The 17,398-nt window shown below is 33.8% G+C and carries 13 protein-coding genes; 1 reads left to right on the forward strand and 12 read right to left on the reverse strand.

Going from position 1 to position 17,398, the window contains the following annotated elements:
- Positions 1-265: 265 nt before the first annotated feature.
- Positions 266-604, reverse strand: a complete 339-nt coding sequence (locus tag EMN46_RS12925) for a nucleotide pyrophosphohydrolase (protein ID WP_154201239.1) — start codon at positions 602-604, stop codon at positions 266-268.
- Positions 605-827: 223 nt separating this feature from the next.
- Positions 828-1,280: a D-aminoacyl-tRNA deacylase gene (gene dtd / locus EMN46_RS12930; RefSeq protein ID WP_154201240.1), complete on the reverse strand. Its 453-nt coding sequence runs from the start codon at positions 1,278-1,280 to the stop codon at positions 828-830.
- Positions 1,281-1,495: 215 nt separating this feature from the next.
- Between dtd and EMN46_RS12935 the strand changes: the two genes are divergently transcribed.
- Positions 1,496-2,479, forward strand: a complete 984-nt coding sequence (locus EMN46_RS12935) for a lipoate--protein ligase (RefSeq protein WP_154201241.1) — start codon at positions 1,496-1,498, stop codon at positions 2,477-2,479.
- A gap of 49 nt (positions 2,480-2,528) precedes the next feature.
- Here the strand turns inward: EMN46_RS12935 and uvrC are convergent, their stop codons facing one another.
- The 10 genes from uvrC to EMN46_RS12985 all read right to left on the reverse strand — a co-directional run bounded on the left by uvrC (position 2,529) and on the right by EMN46_RS12985 (position 17,312).
- Entirely contained in the window at positions 2,529-4,331 is a 1,803-nt protein-coding gene (gene uvrC / locus EMN46_RS12940) for an excinuclease ABC subunit UvrC (protein ID WP_368667538.1), read from the reverse strand.
- Positions 4,332-4,373: 42 nt separating this feature from the next.
- Complete coding sequence (gene ade / locus EMN46_RS12945; RefSeq protein ID WP_154201243.1) at positions 4,374-6,014, reverse strand: adenine deaminase; 1,641 nt, start codon at positions 6,012-6,014, stop codon at positions 4,374-4,376.
- Positions 6,015-6,212: 198 nt separating this feature from the next.
- Positions 6,213-8,090: a tRNA uridine-5-carboxymethylaminomethyl(34) synthesis enzyme MnmG gene (mnmG, locus tag EMN46_RS12950; protein ID WP_154201244.1), complete on the reverse strand. Its 1,878-nt coding sequence runs from the start codon at positions 8,088-8,090 to the stop codon at positions 6,213-6,215.
- 134 nt (positions 8,091-8,224) lie between these two features.
- On the reverse strand, positions 8,225-8,650 hold the full coding sequence (ybeY, locus tag EMN46_RS12955) for an rRNA maturation RNase YbeY (RefSeq protein ID WP_154201245.1): 426 nt from the start codon (positions 8,648-8,650) through the stop codon (positions 8,225-8,227).
- A gap of 3 nt (positions 8,651-8,653) precedes the next feature.
- Positions 8,654-9,058 carry an ATP-binding protein gene (locus EMN46_RS12960; protein ID WP_154201246.1) on the reverse strand — a complete coding sequence of 135 codons (405 nt, stop codon included), beginning with the start codon at positions 9,056-9,058 and terminating at the stop codon, positions 8,654-8,656.
- Positions 9,042-12,335 carry a DUF4175 family protein gene (locus EMN46_RS12965; RefSeq protein WP_154201247.1) on the reverse strand — a complete coding sequence of 1,098 codons (3,294 nt, stop codon included), beginning with the start codon at positions 12,333-12,335 and terminating at the stop codon, positions 9,042-9,044. The genes EMN46_RS12960 and EMN46_RS12965 overlap by 17 nt, the downstream gene beginning before the upstream one ends.
- 41 nt (positions 12,336-12,376) lie before the next feature.
- Positions 12,377-13,594 (reverse strand): murein hydrolase activator EnvC, encoded by a 1,218-nt coding sequence (locus EMN46_RS12970; protein ID WP_154201248.1) that lies wholly within the window; start codon positions 13,592-13,594, stop codon positions 12,377-12,379.
- 3 nt (positions 13,595-13,597) lie between these two features.
- Positions 13,598-14,470 (reverse strand): DUF4292 domain-containing protein, encoded by an 873-nt coding sequence (locus EMN46_RS12975; protein ID WP_154201249.1) that lies wholly within the window; start codon positions 14,468-14,470, stop codon positions 13,598-13,600.
- A 4-nt stretch (positions 14,471-14,474) separates the two neighbouring features.
- Entirely contained in the window at positions 14,475-16,217 is a 1,743-nt protein-coding gene (locus EMN46_RS12980; RefSeq protein ID WP_195715269.1) for a tetratricopeptide repeat protein, read from the reverse strand.
- Between the two features lie 96 nt (positions 16,218-16,313).
- The gene (locus EMN46_RS12985) at positions 16,314-17,312 is read right to left on the reverse strand and encodes a sugar phosphate nucleotidyltransferase (RefSeq protein ID WP_154201251.1); all 999 of its coding nucleotides are present in this window, start codon (positions 17,310-17,312) and stop codon (positions 16,314-16,316) included.
- Positions 17,313-17,398: the final 86 nt, after the last annotated feature.

Here is a 17,398-nt window from a genome sequence, read left to right on the forward strand (position 1 = left end):
ACATTATTAAACGACGAATACACTTATTCTAATGATTAATAGTATAGTGTATTACATAAAAACACATAGAACATAATATTACACAAAACAGTATATACTTATTATTAGCTATTATTTACTCAAGAAACATTTAAGCAAACAAAAAGGCCAAAACCATCGTAATGATGGCTTTGACCTTTTTATAAAACTAAATATATACCTATGTACTAATATGCAAATGTCGAGCTTATTCAGAATAAGACATTCATCTAAAATATAACAAAAGCTAGAATAACTTAGTGTTATTTATATGCCTCTCCTTATCACGGCAGGTTTTCTTTTCCATATTTTTCTGAAAAGCTTTATTTAAATCCACCCCAGTTTGGTTAGCAAGACAGATTAAAACCCAAAGTACATCGGCCATTTCGTCTGCTAAATCTACTTTCTTGTCGCTCTCCTTAAAAGATTGTTCTCCATATTTGCGTGAAATAATACGAGCTACTTCCCCAACCTCTTCAGTTAAAATTGCCATATTGGTGAGTTCAGAAAAATATCGTACACCATATTTCTTTATCCAGGCATCGACTTGTTCTTGGGCTTCTTTTATACTTATATCTTTATTCATAATTTCACTATTTACATATTAAACACTTCCGCTGATTGCGCAGATTAACTTAGATTTTTTAGTTTTCATTTATACATATTACCTCAACAACATATCCCCCAATCGTCACGTAAACAAAGCAAATTCTCCCACAGATTTCACAGATTAACGCAGATTTTTTAATTTGCATTTCAGCATATTTCAGAGATATCATATCTCCCAATCATCACAGGAACACATCAAACTACTCTTTGATTTTGGTATCAATAGTAATGGTAACCGGGCCGTCGTTAATTAAAGAAACTTGCATGTCGGCGCCAAACTTACCTCTTTGAGGTGTTTTACCACTCTCTTTCTCCAAAGCTAAAAGAAAGGCTTCGTATAAGGGAATTGATATATCCGGTTTTGCGGCATGAATATAAGACGGACGATTCCCTTTTTTGGTTTTTGCATGCAAGGTAAACTGGCTAATGGCTAAAATATCGCCTCCAACTTCTATTAGAGATTTATTCATTACACCAGCTTCATCATCGAAAATTCTTAGATTACAAATCTTTCTACAAAGCCAATCGATATCCTCTTGTTTATCGGCATTTTCTATACCGACCAAAATCAAAAGCCCCTTCTCTATTTCACCAATAATTTGCTTCTCCACTTCTACCGAAGCACGATTCACTCTCTGTATAACAACACACATTTTCTATATTTTAGATTATCAATTAGCAAAGTTAAATTTTTACAGATTCTATAATAGGGAATCCTTAGAAAGCTTCTATAAAATTAAATCAGAATAAAGGCAATCCAATTTTATTGAGCATATTTGTAAGAGACAATCAAAGAATTAAAATTGATGATTTTGAACGATTAAGAACAACTAATCCAAAATCATAAAGCAAAAACCCTACGAATTACATGTTCTACTATATCAGCAATAGCAATCAAGCAGCATACAATCAAGCAACAGAAGAATACTTTTTAAAGAACTTTGAAGAGAATTTCTATATGCTCTACCGCAACAAAGCGGCAGTTATTATAGGCAAACATCAGAATGCTTTAGCTGAGATTAATTTGGATAAATGTGAGGACGAGGGAATCGAAATTGTTCGTCGCCTATCAGGAGGTGGTACCGTTTTTCATGACGACGGAAACTTAAACTATTGCTTCATCAGCAATGGTACTAAGGGTGAATTAATCAATTTTAAAAAATATTCTCAACCTGTTATCGATGTGCTTCAAAGTCTTAATGTGGATGCTAAATTCGAAGGGAAAAGTGATTTAACAATTGCGGGAATGAAATTCTCGGGTAACGCTTCTCACATTTACCGAAGCAAAGTGTTACAGCATGGCACCATGCTTTTTTCAAGCGATTTAAACCGCCTAAATAGCCTTCTAAAGGTTAATCCATTAAAGTTTACAGACCGAGGCGTTCGTTCCATTAGAAGTCGTGTAACGAATATTTGCGATCATCTCTCCTCTCCTTTAAGTATTGAAGAACTACAGACTAAAATTGTAGATCATCTTCAAGAAACATTCCCTGGAATTAAAGCCTATGAATTGAAAGAAGCAGATCGTGAAGCCATTTTAAAACTGATGGAAGAAAAATACTTGAAATGGGAATGGAATTTTGGCTATTCTCCCAAGTACAAAATCGAAAGATTACTCAGTTTTGCCAATGGTAACATACTAGAAGTTGAACTTGACATAGAGAAAGGAAGAATTGTTAGAGCTGAAATTCTCGGTAACTGTATTAAAAAAGAAAGCATAGCAAAACTTGAAGAGAAACTAATTAACATGCCCCACCATAAAGAAACGATAAGCAGTGAGCTTAAAACTCTTGATATGGATACTTATTTCAATAACTTAAGTCTAAATGAGCTTATAAAAGCTATTTTTTAGAGAATTAGCTAAGGTAAAAAACATAATTAATCACTCTAACTTAAACATCCTAATTGAAATGTTTCCAGAGCTTTAGGGCTTTGGCTTTACCAATGCATTTTTCAAGATCTTCTAAGCTTGTTTTTTTTATATTCTCAACCGATTTAAAGGTCGCAATCAAACTTTGCTTCGTTTTAGGACCAATTCCTGAGACTTCATCAAGCTCTGAGACGATAAAAGCCTTAGATCTCTTCTGCCTATGAAAGGTAATTGCAAAACGGTGAGATTCATTACGCAAATATTGAACAACCTTCAAACTTTCCGAATTCTTATCTAAATACAAAGGATAAGGATCACCAGGAAAGAAGATTTCCTCTAAACGTTTCGCAATCCCAACAATCGCAATCTTCCCTCTTAAATCTAATTTCTCAAGAGCATTTAAGGCTGCACCCAACTGCCCTTTCCCACCATCAATTACAATCAACTGAGGTAATGATTTCTCTTCCTCCAGTAAACGTTTATATCGACGATAAATGATCTCTTCCATAGAAGCAAAATCGTTGGCTCCAACAACCGTTTTAATATTAAAATGTCGGTAGTCTTTTTTATACGGTTTCCCGTTTCGGAAAACAACACATGAAGCCACAGGAATGGTTCCTTGAATATTGGAGTTATCGAAACATTCGATATGCACAGGCAATTCCTGAAGACGAAAATCCTTTTTCATTCCCTCAACAATTCTATCCACATGTTTCTTGGGTTGTATTTTTGCAAGCTGCTTTAATTTTTCCTGTCTGAAATATTTCACACTTCGAAAAGAATAGTCTAAGAGCTTTTTCTTATCTCCCCTTTGAGGAACTGTAAACCCAATGTTTTGCATTGATAAATCAACAGGGAAAGGAATTAAAATTTCCTTGGCCGTACTAAAGATCTTTTGTCGTATCTCCACAATTCCCATTAGCAATAACTCTTCCTCGCTCTCATTCAATTTCTTCTTAATCTCGATACTATGAGCCTGAATAATAGCACCATTTACAAGTTTCAAGAAATTGACATACGCTGTATCTTCATCAGCTATTATGGAATAAACATCAATGTTTTCAATAGTAGGACTAACAATGGTTGACTTACTCTTATACTTCTCAAGTAAATCTAACTTCTCCTTAATTAAATGTGCCTCCTCGAACTTAAAGTCTGAAGCTAAAACACGCATTTTATCATGAAGAAAGTCGGTAACCGTTTTAATATTACCTTTTAAAATATGCTTTATATCTGCAATAGTCTGGCGGTAATCTTCAAAGGATTCTTTACCAACACAAGGCGCTTTACAATTACCCATGTGGTACTCTAAACAGACCTTAAACTTACCTTGTGAAATACTATCTTCAGTCAACTTAAGGTTGCAGGTTCTTAACTTATATAACGAACGAATTAAATCCATTAATGTTCTTACCATACGAACACTGGTGTAAGGTCCAAAATATTCTGAGCCATCTTTCACCAATTGTCGCGTGATAAAAACACGGGGATAAGTTTCTTTTTTAATACAAATCCAAGGGTAGGATTTATCGTCTTTAAGAAGAATATTGTATCGCGGTTGATGCTTTTTAATTAAATTATTTTCCAACAAAAGAGCATCCTCCTCCGTCTCAACCACAAGATGTTTAATATTCGCGATTTTTTTGACCATCACATTGGTCTTTCCACAATCGTGAACCTTATTAAAGTAAGAAGCGACACGTCTTTTTAAACGTTTAGCTTTTCCTACGTATATTATTTTATCGTTCTCGTCGAAAAATTGATAAACTCCCGGTTCCTCTGGCAAAGCCGAAACCAGTTCTTTTAGACGAGCAATATGCTTATTTTCTATCACAGATAACAAATTCTAATGGATCAAAAGGCAATATAGGCAAGTCTATTTACAATACAAATCAATTAATTTGAATTGTTCAACATCAAAAAGGCCTTTATCTGAAAGTTTAAGTTTAGGTATTACAAGTAAAGACATAAAAGCCAGTGTCATAAATGGAGAATGAAAGCTACTTTCGAAACTTTTAATGAAAAAAGACAAATGATTATAATCTGCTAATAGATACTCACCTCTTTTATTTGACATCAAACCAGCTATATCAAGTTGTACCGATCTAACCTTATCGCCATGAAAAGCAACCATGCCACCTCTTAGTTCAATTACAGTATTCAATGCATTTAAGATATCTGCATCATTCGTTCCCACAGCAATAATATTGTGACTATCGTGAGCAATACTAGCAGCAATAGCCCCTTTCTTAAAACCAAAACCTTGTGCAAAAGCCACAACAGGTTTTTCGTTATTGTAACGACTCATTACAACAATCTTTAATATATCTCTATTTGTATCAGCAACAAATTTACCATCCTTTACTTTAGGTTTGGCTTTTTCCCAACCTGTTAATAATTCACCATCACTTACAGTTATTACATTTACATCACAGTCTCTAGCCTCAATTTGAATATCCTTCAACTTGATTTCTTTACGGTAAAAATTATTCAATACGATCTCATTGTGGCTTTCGAAAAAGACTTCCCCTTCCTTATAAATACACTCCCCTTTCATATAGGAAGAATATACATTAAAAGACTCTGGATTATCAATGACAATAAAATCTGCAGAATCTCCTTTTTGTAGTAAACCTAAATTCAAGTCATAATGCTTAATCGCATTAAATGATGATGCTCGCAATAGATTCATAAGATCACATCCTTTTTCTAATCCTTTACGAATAAGATTATCAATATGACCATGTTCAAACAAATCGTCAGGATGTGTATCATCGGTACACAACATCACTCTATCAGGATTAGAATCAATTAAAGAATATAAGGCATCAAAGTTTTTCGCGGCACTACCCTCTCTAATCTGTACCATCATACCCAAGTTAATTCGAGCTAAAGCTTCATCCAAAGTAGAGCATTCATGATCGGAAGAAATGCCTGCAGCGGCATACTTTTTTAAATCACTCCCCATAAGTCCAGGTGCGTGCCCATCTACTTTTTTACCCAACCGTTTGGTAGCAACTATTTTTTTCATGACTTCTAACTCATGACTCACGACACCAGGATAATCCATAACCTCAGCCAAGCACACCACCTCTTCACGTTTGAGTAAACTCTCAACCTTATTCGATCCAAGCTTGAACCCTGATGTTTCAAATGGTGTGACTGGCACACAAGATGGTACCCCAAAACGAATTTCTAGGGGCGTCTTTCTTGCATCATTTATCATGAAATCGATACCAATCTCCCCTAGTACATTAGCTATTTCGTGAGGATCAGTCACAACACCTAAAGTCCCTTTTCGTACAACTAAATCGGCAAATCGGCTTGGAATCAAAAGTGAACTTTCAATATGCACGTGCGAATCAACTAAACCAGGAAGGATGTAACGATCGGGAACATCATCCAGTTCTTTAATAGAAGAAATGAATCCATCACAAATGGTCAACTCCCCCTTAAAAATTTTCTTTGAGACAACATCTATAATATTCCCTGCAACAGTAAATTTAGATTTAGTCATAATTAAAGGTTTTCAATTTATATACAAGTTACTTAAGTATCCAATTAAAAAGAATTCTAATTAGAATATGCTTTAATCTTAGTCAAACACCTTATGCTACATACACAAAAACGCCCATTTCCAAAAGAAACAAGGCGTTTTCGAGTCCTTAAAGGACACATCTACATACAAACCTAACACAAGGTTCCACGTGGAACGTTAGCGCCCCATAAGTACTAAAAGAACGTTTAAATCGCTTGGCGACACACCAGGTATTCGCGAGGCTTGACCAATCGTTTCAGGTCTAATTTTATCTAGTTTCTGACGTGCTTCAGTCGATAAAGACTGTAAAGTCGTATAATCAAAACGATCTGTAATGACAATCTTCTCAAGTCGAATTAACTTATCAGCGATCAATTTTTCTCGCTCAATATAACCCGAATATTTAATCAAAACTTCTGCCGCTTCAACAATCTCCTCTGTCCTATTGGGAATAGAATCAACCATTTCTTTTAAAGGAAGAATAGAATCAAGTAAATCGGAAATATGAACTTGTGGTCTTAAAATAACATCATAAAGTTTCACACCTTGTTTAAGTGGACTTGTTCCCAAATCTTCTAAAGCAGCATTTATATATTTAGGTTTTACACCAAATTCTTTACAAAAATCAATAAGCTTATTTCTATATTCAATCTTCTCATTAAGCAAATCCATACGTTCTTGACCAGCCAAACCTATCTCGAAAGCTTTTGGCGTTAATCGCACATCAGCATCATCTTGTCTCAATAAAATTCGATACTCAGCTCTTGAAGTAAACATACGATATGGTTCGTCCACACCTTTAGTCACCAAATCGTCAATCAATACACCAATATAGGCTTCATCACGTTTTAGGGTAAAAGAATCACGATTTTGAACCTTTAAACTTGCATTTATACCGGCCATCATACCCTGTGCTCCTGCCTCTTCATATCCTGTTGTTCCATTAATCTGACCAGCAAAATATAAATTTGCAATGAGCTTTGTTTCTAAGGTACGATATAACTGTGTTGGCGCAAAATAATCGTATTCGATAGCATATCCTGGACGATACATTTTCACCTTCTCTAGACCAGGTACTTTTCTCAATCCATTCAGTTGAATATCCCAAGCTAAGCTTGATGAAAAGCCATTAATATAGAATTCATGAGTTGTTTCACCTTCGGGTTCTAAGAATAAAAGATGCTCATTCTTAGCAGAAAAAGTCACTAATTTTGATTCTATACTTGGGCAATATCGTGGTCCTGTACTTTTAATTGTTCCATCGTACATTGGTGATTCTTCAAAACCCAGTTTAAGCTCTGAATGCACTTCAGGATTTGTATATGTAATATAACAAGGACGTTGAATTAATTCCTTATCAACATGATTCGTTAAATACGAAAATTGATGAAAATCATCTTCCCCATCCTGACGTTTCATAACAGAAAAATCAATACTTCTAGCATCTAAACGAGCAGGTGTTCCTGTCTTCATTCTGCCTACTTCAAAACCAACTGATTTCAACTGCTCACTTATTCCAAGCGAAGCTGGTTCTGACGAACGACCTCCCCTTTCTTGCTTATGACCAACATGCATTAAGCCGTTTAGGAACGTTCCATTGGTTAAAATAACAGTTTTCGATTTAATATCAATCCCTAATTTTGTTTTAACACCTACAACTTTTTTATCCTCGAATAACAGGGCAACTACAGCATCTTGCCACATATCTAAGTTGTCTGTATTCTCGATAACACTTCTCCATTGTGCAGAAAAAACCATACGGTCGCACTGGGCTCTTGGACTCCACATAGCAGGTCCTTTAGAACGATTAAGCATTCTAAATTGGATAGAAGATCTATCGGTAACAATGCCCGTATAACCACCTAAAGCATCAATTTCTCGCACAATTTGTCCTTTCGCAATACCGCCCATGGCCGGATTACAAGACATTTGTGCAATCTTATTCATATCCATAGTGATTAAAAGCACCGAGGATCCTAAATTCGCAGCTGTAGTTGCGGCCTCACAACCTGCATGACCGGCACCTACTACTATTACATCATATTCAGCTAACATATTTGCTTTCAGTATTTTAGACCAAAGTTTTCAGTTAAACTTTAGGGTAATATATTATAGATCAACTCTTTATATGCAAGATAAGCAATGTAAAGAACTAATAATCAATTTTTTAATTAGAAAATTTTACAAATCTAATGAATCTTGGAAAGTAATACTAATGATTCATCTTCCTTTTGGGTCATTATTTTCTGATCCTCATCACACTTGTCATCAATGCCAAGCAAGTGAAGTATACCATGAATTATAACGCGGTGCAATTCTTCGAAAAAATCAACCTTATATTCTTCGGCATTATCACGAACAGTATCAATAGAAATATATAAATCGCCAGATATAATATCTGATACTCTGTAATCAAAAGTGATAATATCCGTAAAGTAATCGTGATTTAAATGTTCACGGTTCATTTCTAACAAATAATTATCGGAACAAAAATAATAATTAATCTCCCCTATTTCACATTCAAAATTCTCTACCACTTTAGAGATCCACAAACTAATTCTTTCCTGATTAATTTCAGGCATTTCAGTTTCGCAAGTACTATAACTTATTTGCATTAATTAAATATTAAAAATCATTTTAACATGTCTACCATCTGCACTATATTTTACAGAATCGGCCAAATAATTCATCAAAAATAAACCTCTTCCGCTTAATTTCTCAATATTTTCAGGAAGAGTTGGATCTGGAACGCATAAAAAATCAAAACCATCACCTTCATCCATGATTTCGCATGAAATACTATTTTCACTTATCTGAAAGTGAACAGTCACAGTTTTTTTATAATCAAGCTTATTACCATGGCAAATGGCATTTTTCACGGCCTCTAAAACAGCTAATGAAACTTTATCTTTAGCTTCTTGATTAATATTGTAATGTGATGACAGATTACTAATTAGATTCTCAACGCGCTTTAAGTAATCAACACGAGAAGGAAGTCTTAGTAGGTTATCTGATTTTGCCATTGTTTAATTGAATAAGGTAATCCAAATAAATTCTATTGTAATAATCTATGAGTTTAACATTCGAATCATTTAATAAGTCATCGAATTCGGTATCTATTTTCTTATACTTAAATATCTCCTTGGGGTTGCTTAATTTATGATTATAACCCGATTTACTTTCTCTTTTCTTCTCAAAATCCTTTTCTCGTGAAGCATTTTCAGCTTCTAATAATCGTGACATTATAAGATTCTGACGTTTTATAGTTTGACTATTGATAGAATAATTAGACGTTTCACGTTCCGTCTGTTCCATCATTCTCATCACTTCTTTTAAAATCTTATCTGTTTGCTCACCATGTCCTCCATGCTGAATCATATCATTCATTTTTTGACGGAACATCTCTTGTTCTTGAAGGTATTTACCTAGTTTTTCACTCTTATTACCAGCCTTACCTTCTCCATCTTTCATACCTTCAATCATCTGCTCGAGCATCTTTTTAAGGGACTCTTGCTGTGCTTTCATTCCTGAAAATGAAGGCTGATTTCCCTTTTTGTCTCCCATTTGATTGCCTGGCATTCCATTTGCCATTTGCTCCATCAGTTGTTTCAATGCTTCTGACAAGAACACGGCCAACTCATTGATTTCTGTCATTGATTTCTGTTGAGTAACCCTAGCCTGATAAGCACGACGATTAGTTAACTCATCAAGGCTGTTACGCAATAAATCTTCTAAATCAAATATTCTATTACCTATTAAGGCCGCAACCTGAGGTGTACGACTCGATAAAGATAATAGAGAATCTTGTAACAATTCATATTCTTCTTTCAAAACCCCTTGTTTGTCTATAATATTGACATATAATGGGTTCTGATAGTTCGTTTTTTGCAATTCTAAAATAAGCTTTTCTTGTTGAAAAGAAAAATCAATTAGATTAATTAGTAATTTATTTAACATATCAGTGTCAACACTCATTTGCATAGACATGCTTCCAGACATTGCGCTAGAAAGCTTCTGAGCAATTTGAGATTGTTTCTGAGAACTATTTTGCATACTTTTTTCAGCCTTATTTAGATTATTATCTCGAAGCTGATCGAGACTTTCTTGCATACTATTTTGTATGTCTTCTTTTTCCTTGTTAAAATCACCTAAACTAAAAGGTTTATTAATTTCTGTATTTTTCTTTAAAAGATCATCAAGATCCTTTTCAATCCGCTCCCATTTCATTTTAGATGCAACCTGTTTTCCAATTGCAGATTCTTTATCTTTTCGTTTAAACTTGGAAAGTTCGTTTTGCTCTTCGGCTAGTTTTTCAATTCGAGATGAAATTTGTTTTACCCCTAACTCAATTTCATAACGCTGCAATAATTGTAAATTTCTATCGAGTTGTTTCTGAAAATCATTCATAGACATTTTCAATTGGTTTCCCAATTTATTAATCTTATCTCTATCGAGCTCTTCGGACAATTTATTGAACTCTTCAAAAAGTGATTTCAACTCATCGTCCATTATTTTCTCCATCAGCTCTTCAATTTTCTTTTGTTTGTCGAGAAGTAGCGAATCTTGCAATCCTGCCGCCTTCATAAGCTGATTTTTACGGCCATTATCCTTCTTAATTTCTTTTAAGAGATTCTCAAGGTGGTTTTTTTGTGCTTCAATCTCATTAAACATCTGATTTTGTTGCCATTGGTCACTGGAATTGTCCAATAAACTTTTCTGTAATTTATGCACTTTCTGCTGGATAGAACGACTTATTTCCTTCCCTTTCTCAATTTTGCTTGTCAAACTATCCTGAATGTGAGAATTCAATTCAAAAACCTGTTCCGCGTTTGGTAAATAATAATTTAGAAAATCGGACTTTGTACTTTTGGGTTTATTGATAGCATCATTATCAAAAACTTCAAAATAATATTGCAAACGACTTCCTGCTGGAATATTTGATGAAGCGAAGTCAAAGGCAAAATAAAATTCTTGTCGATTAAGATTTTTCTGAATGGGCACATTTACAAATTTAGAATCACCCTCTTCAAGCTGATAAACGAAATTTAATTTTGTAAAACCATAATCATCTTTTATCACCCCCTTAAAATAATAAGCCGAATCATTAATCGAATCCGCCTGAACACTTATTCCAATACTCGGAAATTGATCGGGCAAAACTTCAAGTTGGTAACGAGCATAAACTTTCTTAGGATAGGCTTTATTCGCTAAACTAATTTCATAGGTATCTGATTCAAAAATGACATCGGAAAATTCTAATTTGGAATCGTCTTTTGAAATAAATTTATCCTTCTTCACAAAATGAACAGCAAGCGTATCCGCATCATAGGCTTCTATAAACCATTTTAGACGTGAGCCTATAGGAATACTCACATCTCCAATTTGACTCTCCTTACGAGAAGGTAAACCTGTGTAAACAGGAGGAATTATATTAATCTCAAGCTTATCTAAAATAGGTTTAGATTTTAAGTATAATTGATAAACTCTCGATTTTGTTCTACCCGATTGAAACGAAAATTGAATATCAGCATTTAAATTTCTAAACTCATAGGTATACGATCCAGACTCATTTAAAGTCATCAAATACTTTTGTCCACCATATATCAAATCTACAAACTCAGGTAATAATTTTCCTTGAGTATGAACACTTAAAAGGTAATTTTCTCCCTTTTCTGCAAATAGCTCACTTTCCACAATAAACTCAAAATCTGCTGGAGCTTGAAAATCTTGCTGAAAGTGAATTAATCGCGTACTGCTAGTTGAATAAAAGTCGGGGAAAGCAAAATAAATGATAGTCGCTAAAAACAATATTCCAGCTAGATATTTTAGATAAATATAGGTGTCCTTAAAGGTAATGCTTTCGCGAAATGATAATAGTTTTAGTGAAGATATCCTCTTATTAATACTTGCTATAAGCAAAGCATTTTCGTCTGAATTAAGAGATGCTTTCTCGTTTAATTCATAGGTATTCAAAAGCCTATCCTCCAAATCGGGAAAATGTGCCGAGATTAACGTAATAGCCTTTCGATACGAAATGCGTGAGCCTTTATTTAAAAGGCTTCTTAGTGGAAGTAAAATGGAAAATATTAAAACAATTATCTGCAAGCTAGCTCCTACAATAAGCAATACTGTTTTAACTTTTGATGATAAATATAAATGGTATTCAAAAACACTTAAACCCAGGTAAAGTAGTATCAGGAAAATAACCGTAAGAAGTAGTCCTCTTAGGATTTTTACTTGATAATATTTCCGGATAAAATTATCCAGTTTTTCAATAAATATATCTTGATTGGATTTCATTTACTTGAAAATAGATAAGCATATTAAAAGCATAAAATCAGCTACTTTTTCAAAAGCCAAGTAGCCGGATTCAGTTTAGTGGTTGCTTTCCAAACTTGAAAATTTAACACCGTTTGATTCTCATTTTCGTCTGTATAAACAACCCCTATTTTCTCTTTAGCCGAAACAAAATCGCCTTTCTTAACATTCACGTTAATTAAATTGGAATAGAGAGTGATATATGAACCGTGCTTAATAAGTACAACCATATTTAAGCCTGGCATAGATAAAATATGTGTTACCTCACCCTTAAAAACCGCTCTACATTCCGACATGGGCTTCGTTGTAATATCAATACCACTATTATTCACCATAACCGATTTGAGTACTGGATGTGCATGCTTCCCAAATTTTTGCGAAATAAAACCGGTTGCTGTAGGCCAAGGTAATTTACCTTTATTTTGTCCAAAATTATCGCCCAATATTTTCTCTTCTGGTGTTAGGCTATAAGCTCCACTGGTATTCTTTTTCTTTTTAGCTAACCTTGCTTGATCTGCAATTATATCGCGAATTTTATTCTCTAACCTTTTCGCGTTTTTACGTTGTGTTTTAATGTTTTTAAGAAGTGTTTTCTCCTTTTTCTGCAATTGAGTTAAAACACTTGATTGTTGAGACTTTTGAGAAGATAAATTCATTGACGCTTTTGTGTTGAGAGCCAAAAGCACTTGCTTTTCCTTTTTTACAAGCTTTAACTTATCAAGTTTAGAATCTAATGACACCTTTGTTTCAACCAATTCCTCGCCGCGTTTTCTAGTAAACTCTGAAAACTGCTGAAGGTATTTATACCTCATATAAGCCTGATTAAAATCTTTTGAGGCAAAGAGAAACATGAGTTTATCACGTGAATTTTTTTGACGGTGAGCATACATAATAAGCTTTTCGTATTGAACCTTAAGCTTTTCGTATTTTTTTTCTAACGATTCTATTTCTCTATCAGTTGTACCAATTTTAGAATCCGTATAATCCAGTTCTTTTTGGATATTACGAATCATTTCCTTCTGTAATAAAATCTTTCTATTTAATACTGATAAAAACCCTAAGCTAGCCTTTTTCTCTTTTTGTGTGTTCTGCAAGAGCTGTTGCGTATAAGCTATATCTTCAGCATTCTGTTTTTTTTGTTGCTTAAGCTGAGATACATCTTGTGCATTTACAGGGCTACACAGCACTAAAACTGTAATAATTAGAAATAAAAATGACTTAATATTTGCAAAAAATTCCATAGTTTATTCTGGATAGATTCTTTCAAATTTACTTGAAACTTTAAAAGGAAACTTTAAATCCTCATCAATTTCGAGTTTATTATATTTTAGTTTACAAGATAAGGATTGTATTGAATCCTTCACCTTAAAAACCAATTCACTTGGAAATTTTTGCCCTTTTAAATCAATAAAATCACGATATTTTAAGACTATATCCCTGTCTTCTCCAAACATTTTAACCGCAACATCGGTAATTTTCATTAAGGAGGGATCAATCTCAAAACGCTGATAGTTAAATTTATGAAGTTTCCAGAACTTGTCTTTCCTCAATTTTCGTTCTACTTTTGACCCTTTATCTGAGATAAAAACATACTTGTTATCAATCACTTTACTCTTAAAATTTCTTACAAAAGGTCTCCTTCTTTCAGAGAAACTCTCTAGTTGAAAAAGCTCGTTTGTAAGAATACTTTGAAGCGTATAAAAGTCAACATTCATATTAAGTTTCTCCGACAAAAAACTAAAGTCACTTACAATATACTTCTTCTTTATCCGGTCAAGCATTTTTACAGAGTCGGGTGTAATATACAAACGAGCGACTTCCATAATCCCAGCTGGTGCATTGATTTGCACCATGATAATACTATCTCTTAAAATCTTTATTGATCCTCTAATACTTTGTGATTTTTCCTTAGACTCATAATGAGCAGCAAAGCGTTTAACCCAAAGAGTTTTATATAATAAACTACTATCTGCAATTTGATTATACAGTTTATTATCACTTATTCCATGAGCTCTCTTACGTCCTAATTCGTAAGTAGATTTACACGAAAACTGCAAAAACATTAATAGCAAAACTGCAATACTAAGTAGACTATTTTTTCTTTTAAATACGCTCATTTTACTATTCAGAAATTATCCCTGTTTTAATCTTATCCAATAACTGTTTTGATCCCTCACCAATCTTCTCAGCATTTTTCCATTCTGCCATCGCAGCTTCTTTTTCTCCCAATCTATAAAGAATATCACCATAGTGTTCTACAATTACAGCAGATTCTCTTCCTCCAAATTGAAGTGACTTCTCCATAGCTATTTTAGCATCAGAAAAAGATCCTAACTTAAATAAAACCCAAGCATGAGTATCTAAATAAGTTGAATTTTCTTTTTCGATCTGAACGCATTTAAGACTCATTTCTTTAGCCTTTTCCAAGTTCTGATTAAGTACAGATAGATAATAACTATAGTTATTTAATACAACCACATTTGCAGGTTCGAAAAGCAAGACTTCATCGTAAGCTTCGAAAGCTTTCTTTATATTACCTAGTTCGTATTGAGAATCTCCTAAATAGGTTAGGAATTGAATTCGCAAGGCGAGATTATTCCCCACATAATTAAATCCAATTGTAAGTGTCTTAACTGCAGTCTCAAAATCTTTCTTTTGTGCTGCTGCAACACCATTAAAAACATATAAAAGTGGCTGAGTAGGAAAATATTTAATCGCTTCGGCACTTTCAGTAAACATACTATCAAAATCTAAAAGCTCATTGTCTATAAACATTAACTCTTCCCAAATGGCATACGTATTCTTCTCTTGCAAAAGAACTTTTCGTAAAAGTTTACGAGCACCTACACTGTCTTTTTGGCGACGTAAATAATCAGCATATATTAGATTAACATGAATATCATCAGGATGAACTTTCATTAGCAAATCCAATAATGTTTTTAGATTTTCATCAGATAACGGGTTCTGAGTATCGGCCAAAACAACACCCACTAGATATTGAATTTTTTTATCTGAGCTAACCATATTACTGGAAAAAGCTTTTTCGAGATGTGATTGAGCCATCTCTTTTTGCTTTTCTTTTCGATAATACTCTGCCAAATAAAAATGAACTAATCCATTTTCTGGAGCAATCTCAACAATCTTTTTATATTGCTCTAATGCTTTTTCCTTATTACCATCTTGAAGATACATATCGGCCAAAAGACCATAAGTTTCAATCTTAAATGGAAATTTTTTGATTAGTTTATTGAGTTCAGCGTACGCATTTTTCCTTTTATTTAAACGTAAGTAAAGCGTATGTTTGTTAATGCTAACATCTTCGGTTACACCAAGCTTTTTTTCTATGGTTTGGTACACCTCTAGTGCTTCTTCAAACTTCTCAACGGATATAAATAATTCGGCTTGTATGAGTCGAAAATCATCTCTTTCTGGAAACTGAACAGCTAAATTTTCATAGACTTCACAAGCTTGATCAATCATACCTTTAGCTTTAAAAATACCCGCTAATTGTACTTGATACCAAATATTTTTGGGCTGAAGAGCCACAGCACTTCTTGCCAACTCAAGAGCCGAATTAAAATTTTCCTGACTGATATAGATATTAGCCAACTCGTAATAAACAACAGCACTCGTTGTGTCAAGCTTAAGGCAATTTGCAAACCACGATATGGCCTTTTCATATTCACCTAAGCCAAGAGCTTTCTCACCTTCATGAAACGCATAATCAAACTCAAGACGTTTTTGTTCAGTCAATTCAACTTTATTCTTCTTTTTATCAGTTCCTCTCTTTTGAGCAAAACTTACTGAAGAACTAAACATAAGCACTCCAACTAGCACATAAACTATAGATTGTCTTTTTAACATTCTCATTTGTGTTTCAATTCCATCAAGCTCTTATATACAAATCAATTCTGAAGTCCATATACACAGACTTCAGAATCTAAACTTGAACTAAATTAATTAACAGTTGGTATAATCACCAATACTGTATTCTTTTGCTTCGCCAGTAACTTCTACAAAATTACCTAGCATAGAATTCTTAATATTTGCACCAATAATTTTCGTATTGGTTTGTACAATCGCATTACAAACTAATGAATTATCAACTAGCGAATTATCGCCCAAAGAAACATGGGGTCCAACAACTGAATTCTTAATAACGACATTCTCTCCAATATAGCAAGGAGGAATAATCACAGAATTTTCATTGACCATAGAATCTGCAATAAGCTTGTCATCCTTATGGTATTCTAATATACGTTGATTCGTATTAACCGTTGCATCCTTATTACCACAATCCATCCACTCAATTACCTGACCAGGAACAAATTTAAGTCCCTTGTTTTTCATGTTTTCAAGGGCATCAGTTAACTGATATTCGCCATTTACTACAACTTTATTATCCAATAAATACTGCAGTTCAGATCTAAGATTAGCACCATCTTTAAAGTAATAAATACCAATAATAGCTAAATCAGAAACGAATTCCTGTGGTTTCTCAACAAAGTCAGTTATACAATTATTATCGTCCATTTTAACCACTCCAAAGGCAGAAGGGTCTTCTACTTTCTGAACCCAAATGACTGAGTCAGCTTTATCATCTAAAACAAAATCGGCCTTAAACAAAGTATCTGCAAAAGCTACAACAACTTTGCCATCAAGAGAATCTGCTGCACAATGAATAGCATGAGCTGTTCCCAAAGCTTCATTTTGATAATAGATACTTGCCTTGGCATTTAAATTAGATGCAATCTCCTTTAATTGGTTTTCCACTTCGTCGCCAAAATGACCAACGATGTAAGCAATTTCATCAATTTTTTCGCCTGAAACCTTAGCAATCTCTTCTAATAAGCGTTGAACTATAGGTTTTCCTGCTATAGGAATTAAAGGTTTTGGTACAGTTAAAGTATGAGGGCGCATTCGCTTACCCATTCCTGCCATTGGAACAATAATCTTCATATACTTTTTATTTTTTTTAATATCTTGATTACGCCTACCCCAAACCACACAAAACAGGGGAGTTATTAAAGCGATACCAAAGTTAC

It is taken from the genome of Ancylomarina sp. 16SWW S1-10-2 (assembly GCF_009669305.1).
Classification (GTDB): domain Bacteria; phylum Bacteroidota; class Bacteroidia; order Bacteroidales; family Marinifilaceae; genus Ancylomarina.

What these genes read in the sequence shown, in the direction of transcription:
- EMN46_RS12980 (WP_195715269.1), bottom strand. Translation starts at nt 16,217, where the DNA reads ATGTTAAAAAGACAATCTATAGTTTATGTGCTAGTTGGAGTGCTTATG.
- ybeY (WP_154201245.1), bottom strand. Translation starts at nt 8,650, where the DNA reads ATGCAAATAAGTTATAGTACTTGCGAAACTGAAATGCCTGAAATTAAT.
- mnmG (WP_154201244.1), bottom strand. Translation starts at nt 8,090, where the DNA reads ATGTTAGCTGAATATGATGTAATAGTAGTAGGTGCCGGTCATGCAGGT.
- EMN46_RS12965 (WP_154201247.1), bottom strand. Translation starts at nt 12,335, where the DNA reads ATGAAATCCAATCAAGATATATTTATTGAAAAACTGGATAATTTTATC.
- dtd (WP_154201240.1), bottom strand. Translation starts at nt 1,280, where the DNA reads ATGTGTGTTGTTATACAGAGAGTGAATCGTGCTTCGGTAGAAGTGGAG.
- EMN46_RS12970 (WP_154201248.1), bottom strand. Translation starts at nt 13,594, where the DNA reads ATGGAATTTTTTGCAAATATTAAGTCATTTTTATTTCTAATTATTACA.
- ade (WP_154201243.1), bottom strand. Translation starts at nt 6,014, where the DNA reads ATGACTAAATCTAAATTTACTGTTGCAGGGAATATTATAGATGTTGTC.
- EMN46_RS12960 (WP_154201246.1), bottom strand. Translation starts at nt 9,058, where the DNA reads ATGGCAAAATCAGATAACCTACTAAGACTTCCTTCTCGTGTTGATTAC.
- EMN46_RS12985 (WP_154201251.1), bottom strand. Translation starts at nt 17,312, where the DNA reads ATGAAGATTATTGTTCCAATGGCAGGAATGGGTAAGCGAATGCGCCCT.
- EMN46_RS12975 (WP_154201249.1), bottom strand. Translation starts at nt 14,470, where the DNA reads ATGAGCGTATTTAAAAGAAAAAATAGTCTACTTAGTATTGCAGTTTTG.
- EMN46_RS12935 (WP_154201241.1), top strand. Translation starts at nt 1,496, where the DNA reads ATGTTCTACTATATCAGCAATAGCAATCAAGCAGCATACAATCAAGCA.
- EMN46_RS12925 (WP_154201239.1), bottom strand. Translation starts at nt 604, where the DNA reads ATGAATAAAGATATAAGTATAAAAGAAGCCCAAGAACAAGTCGATGCC.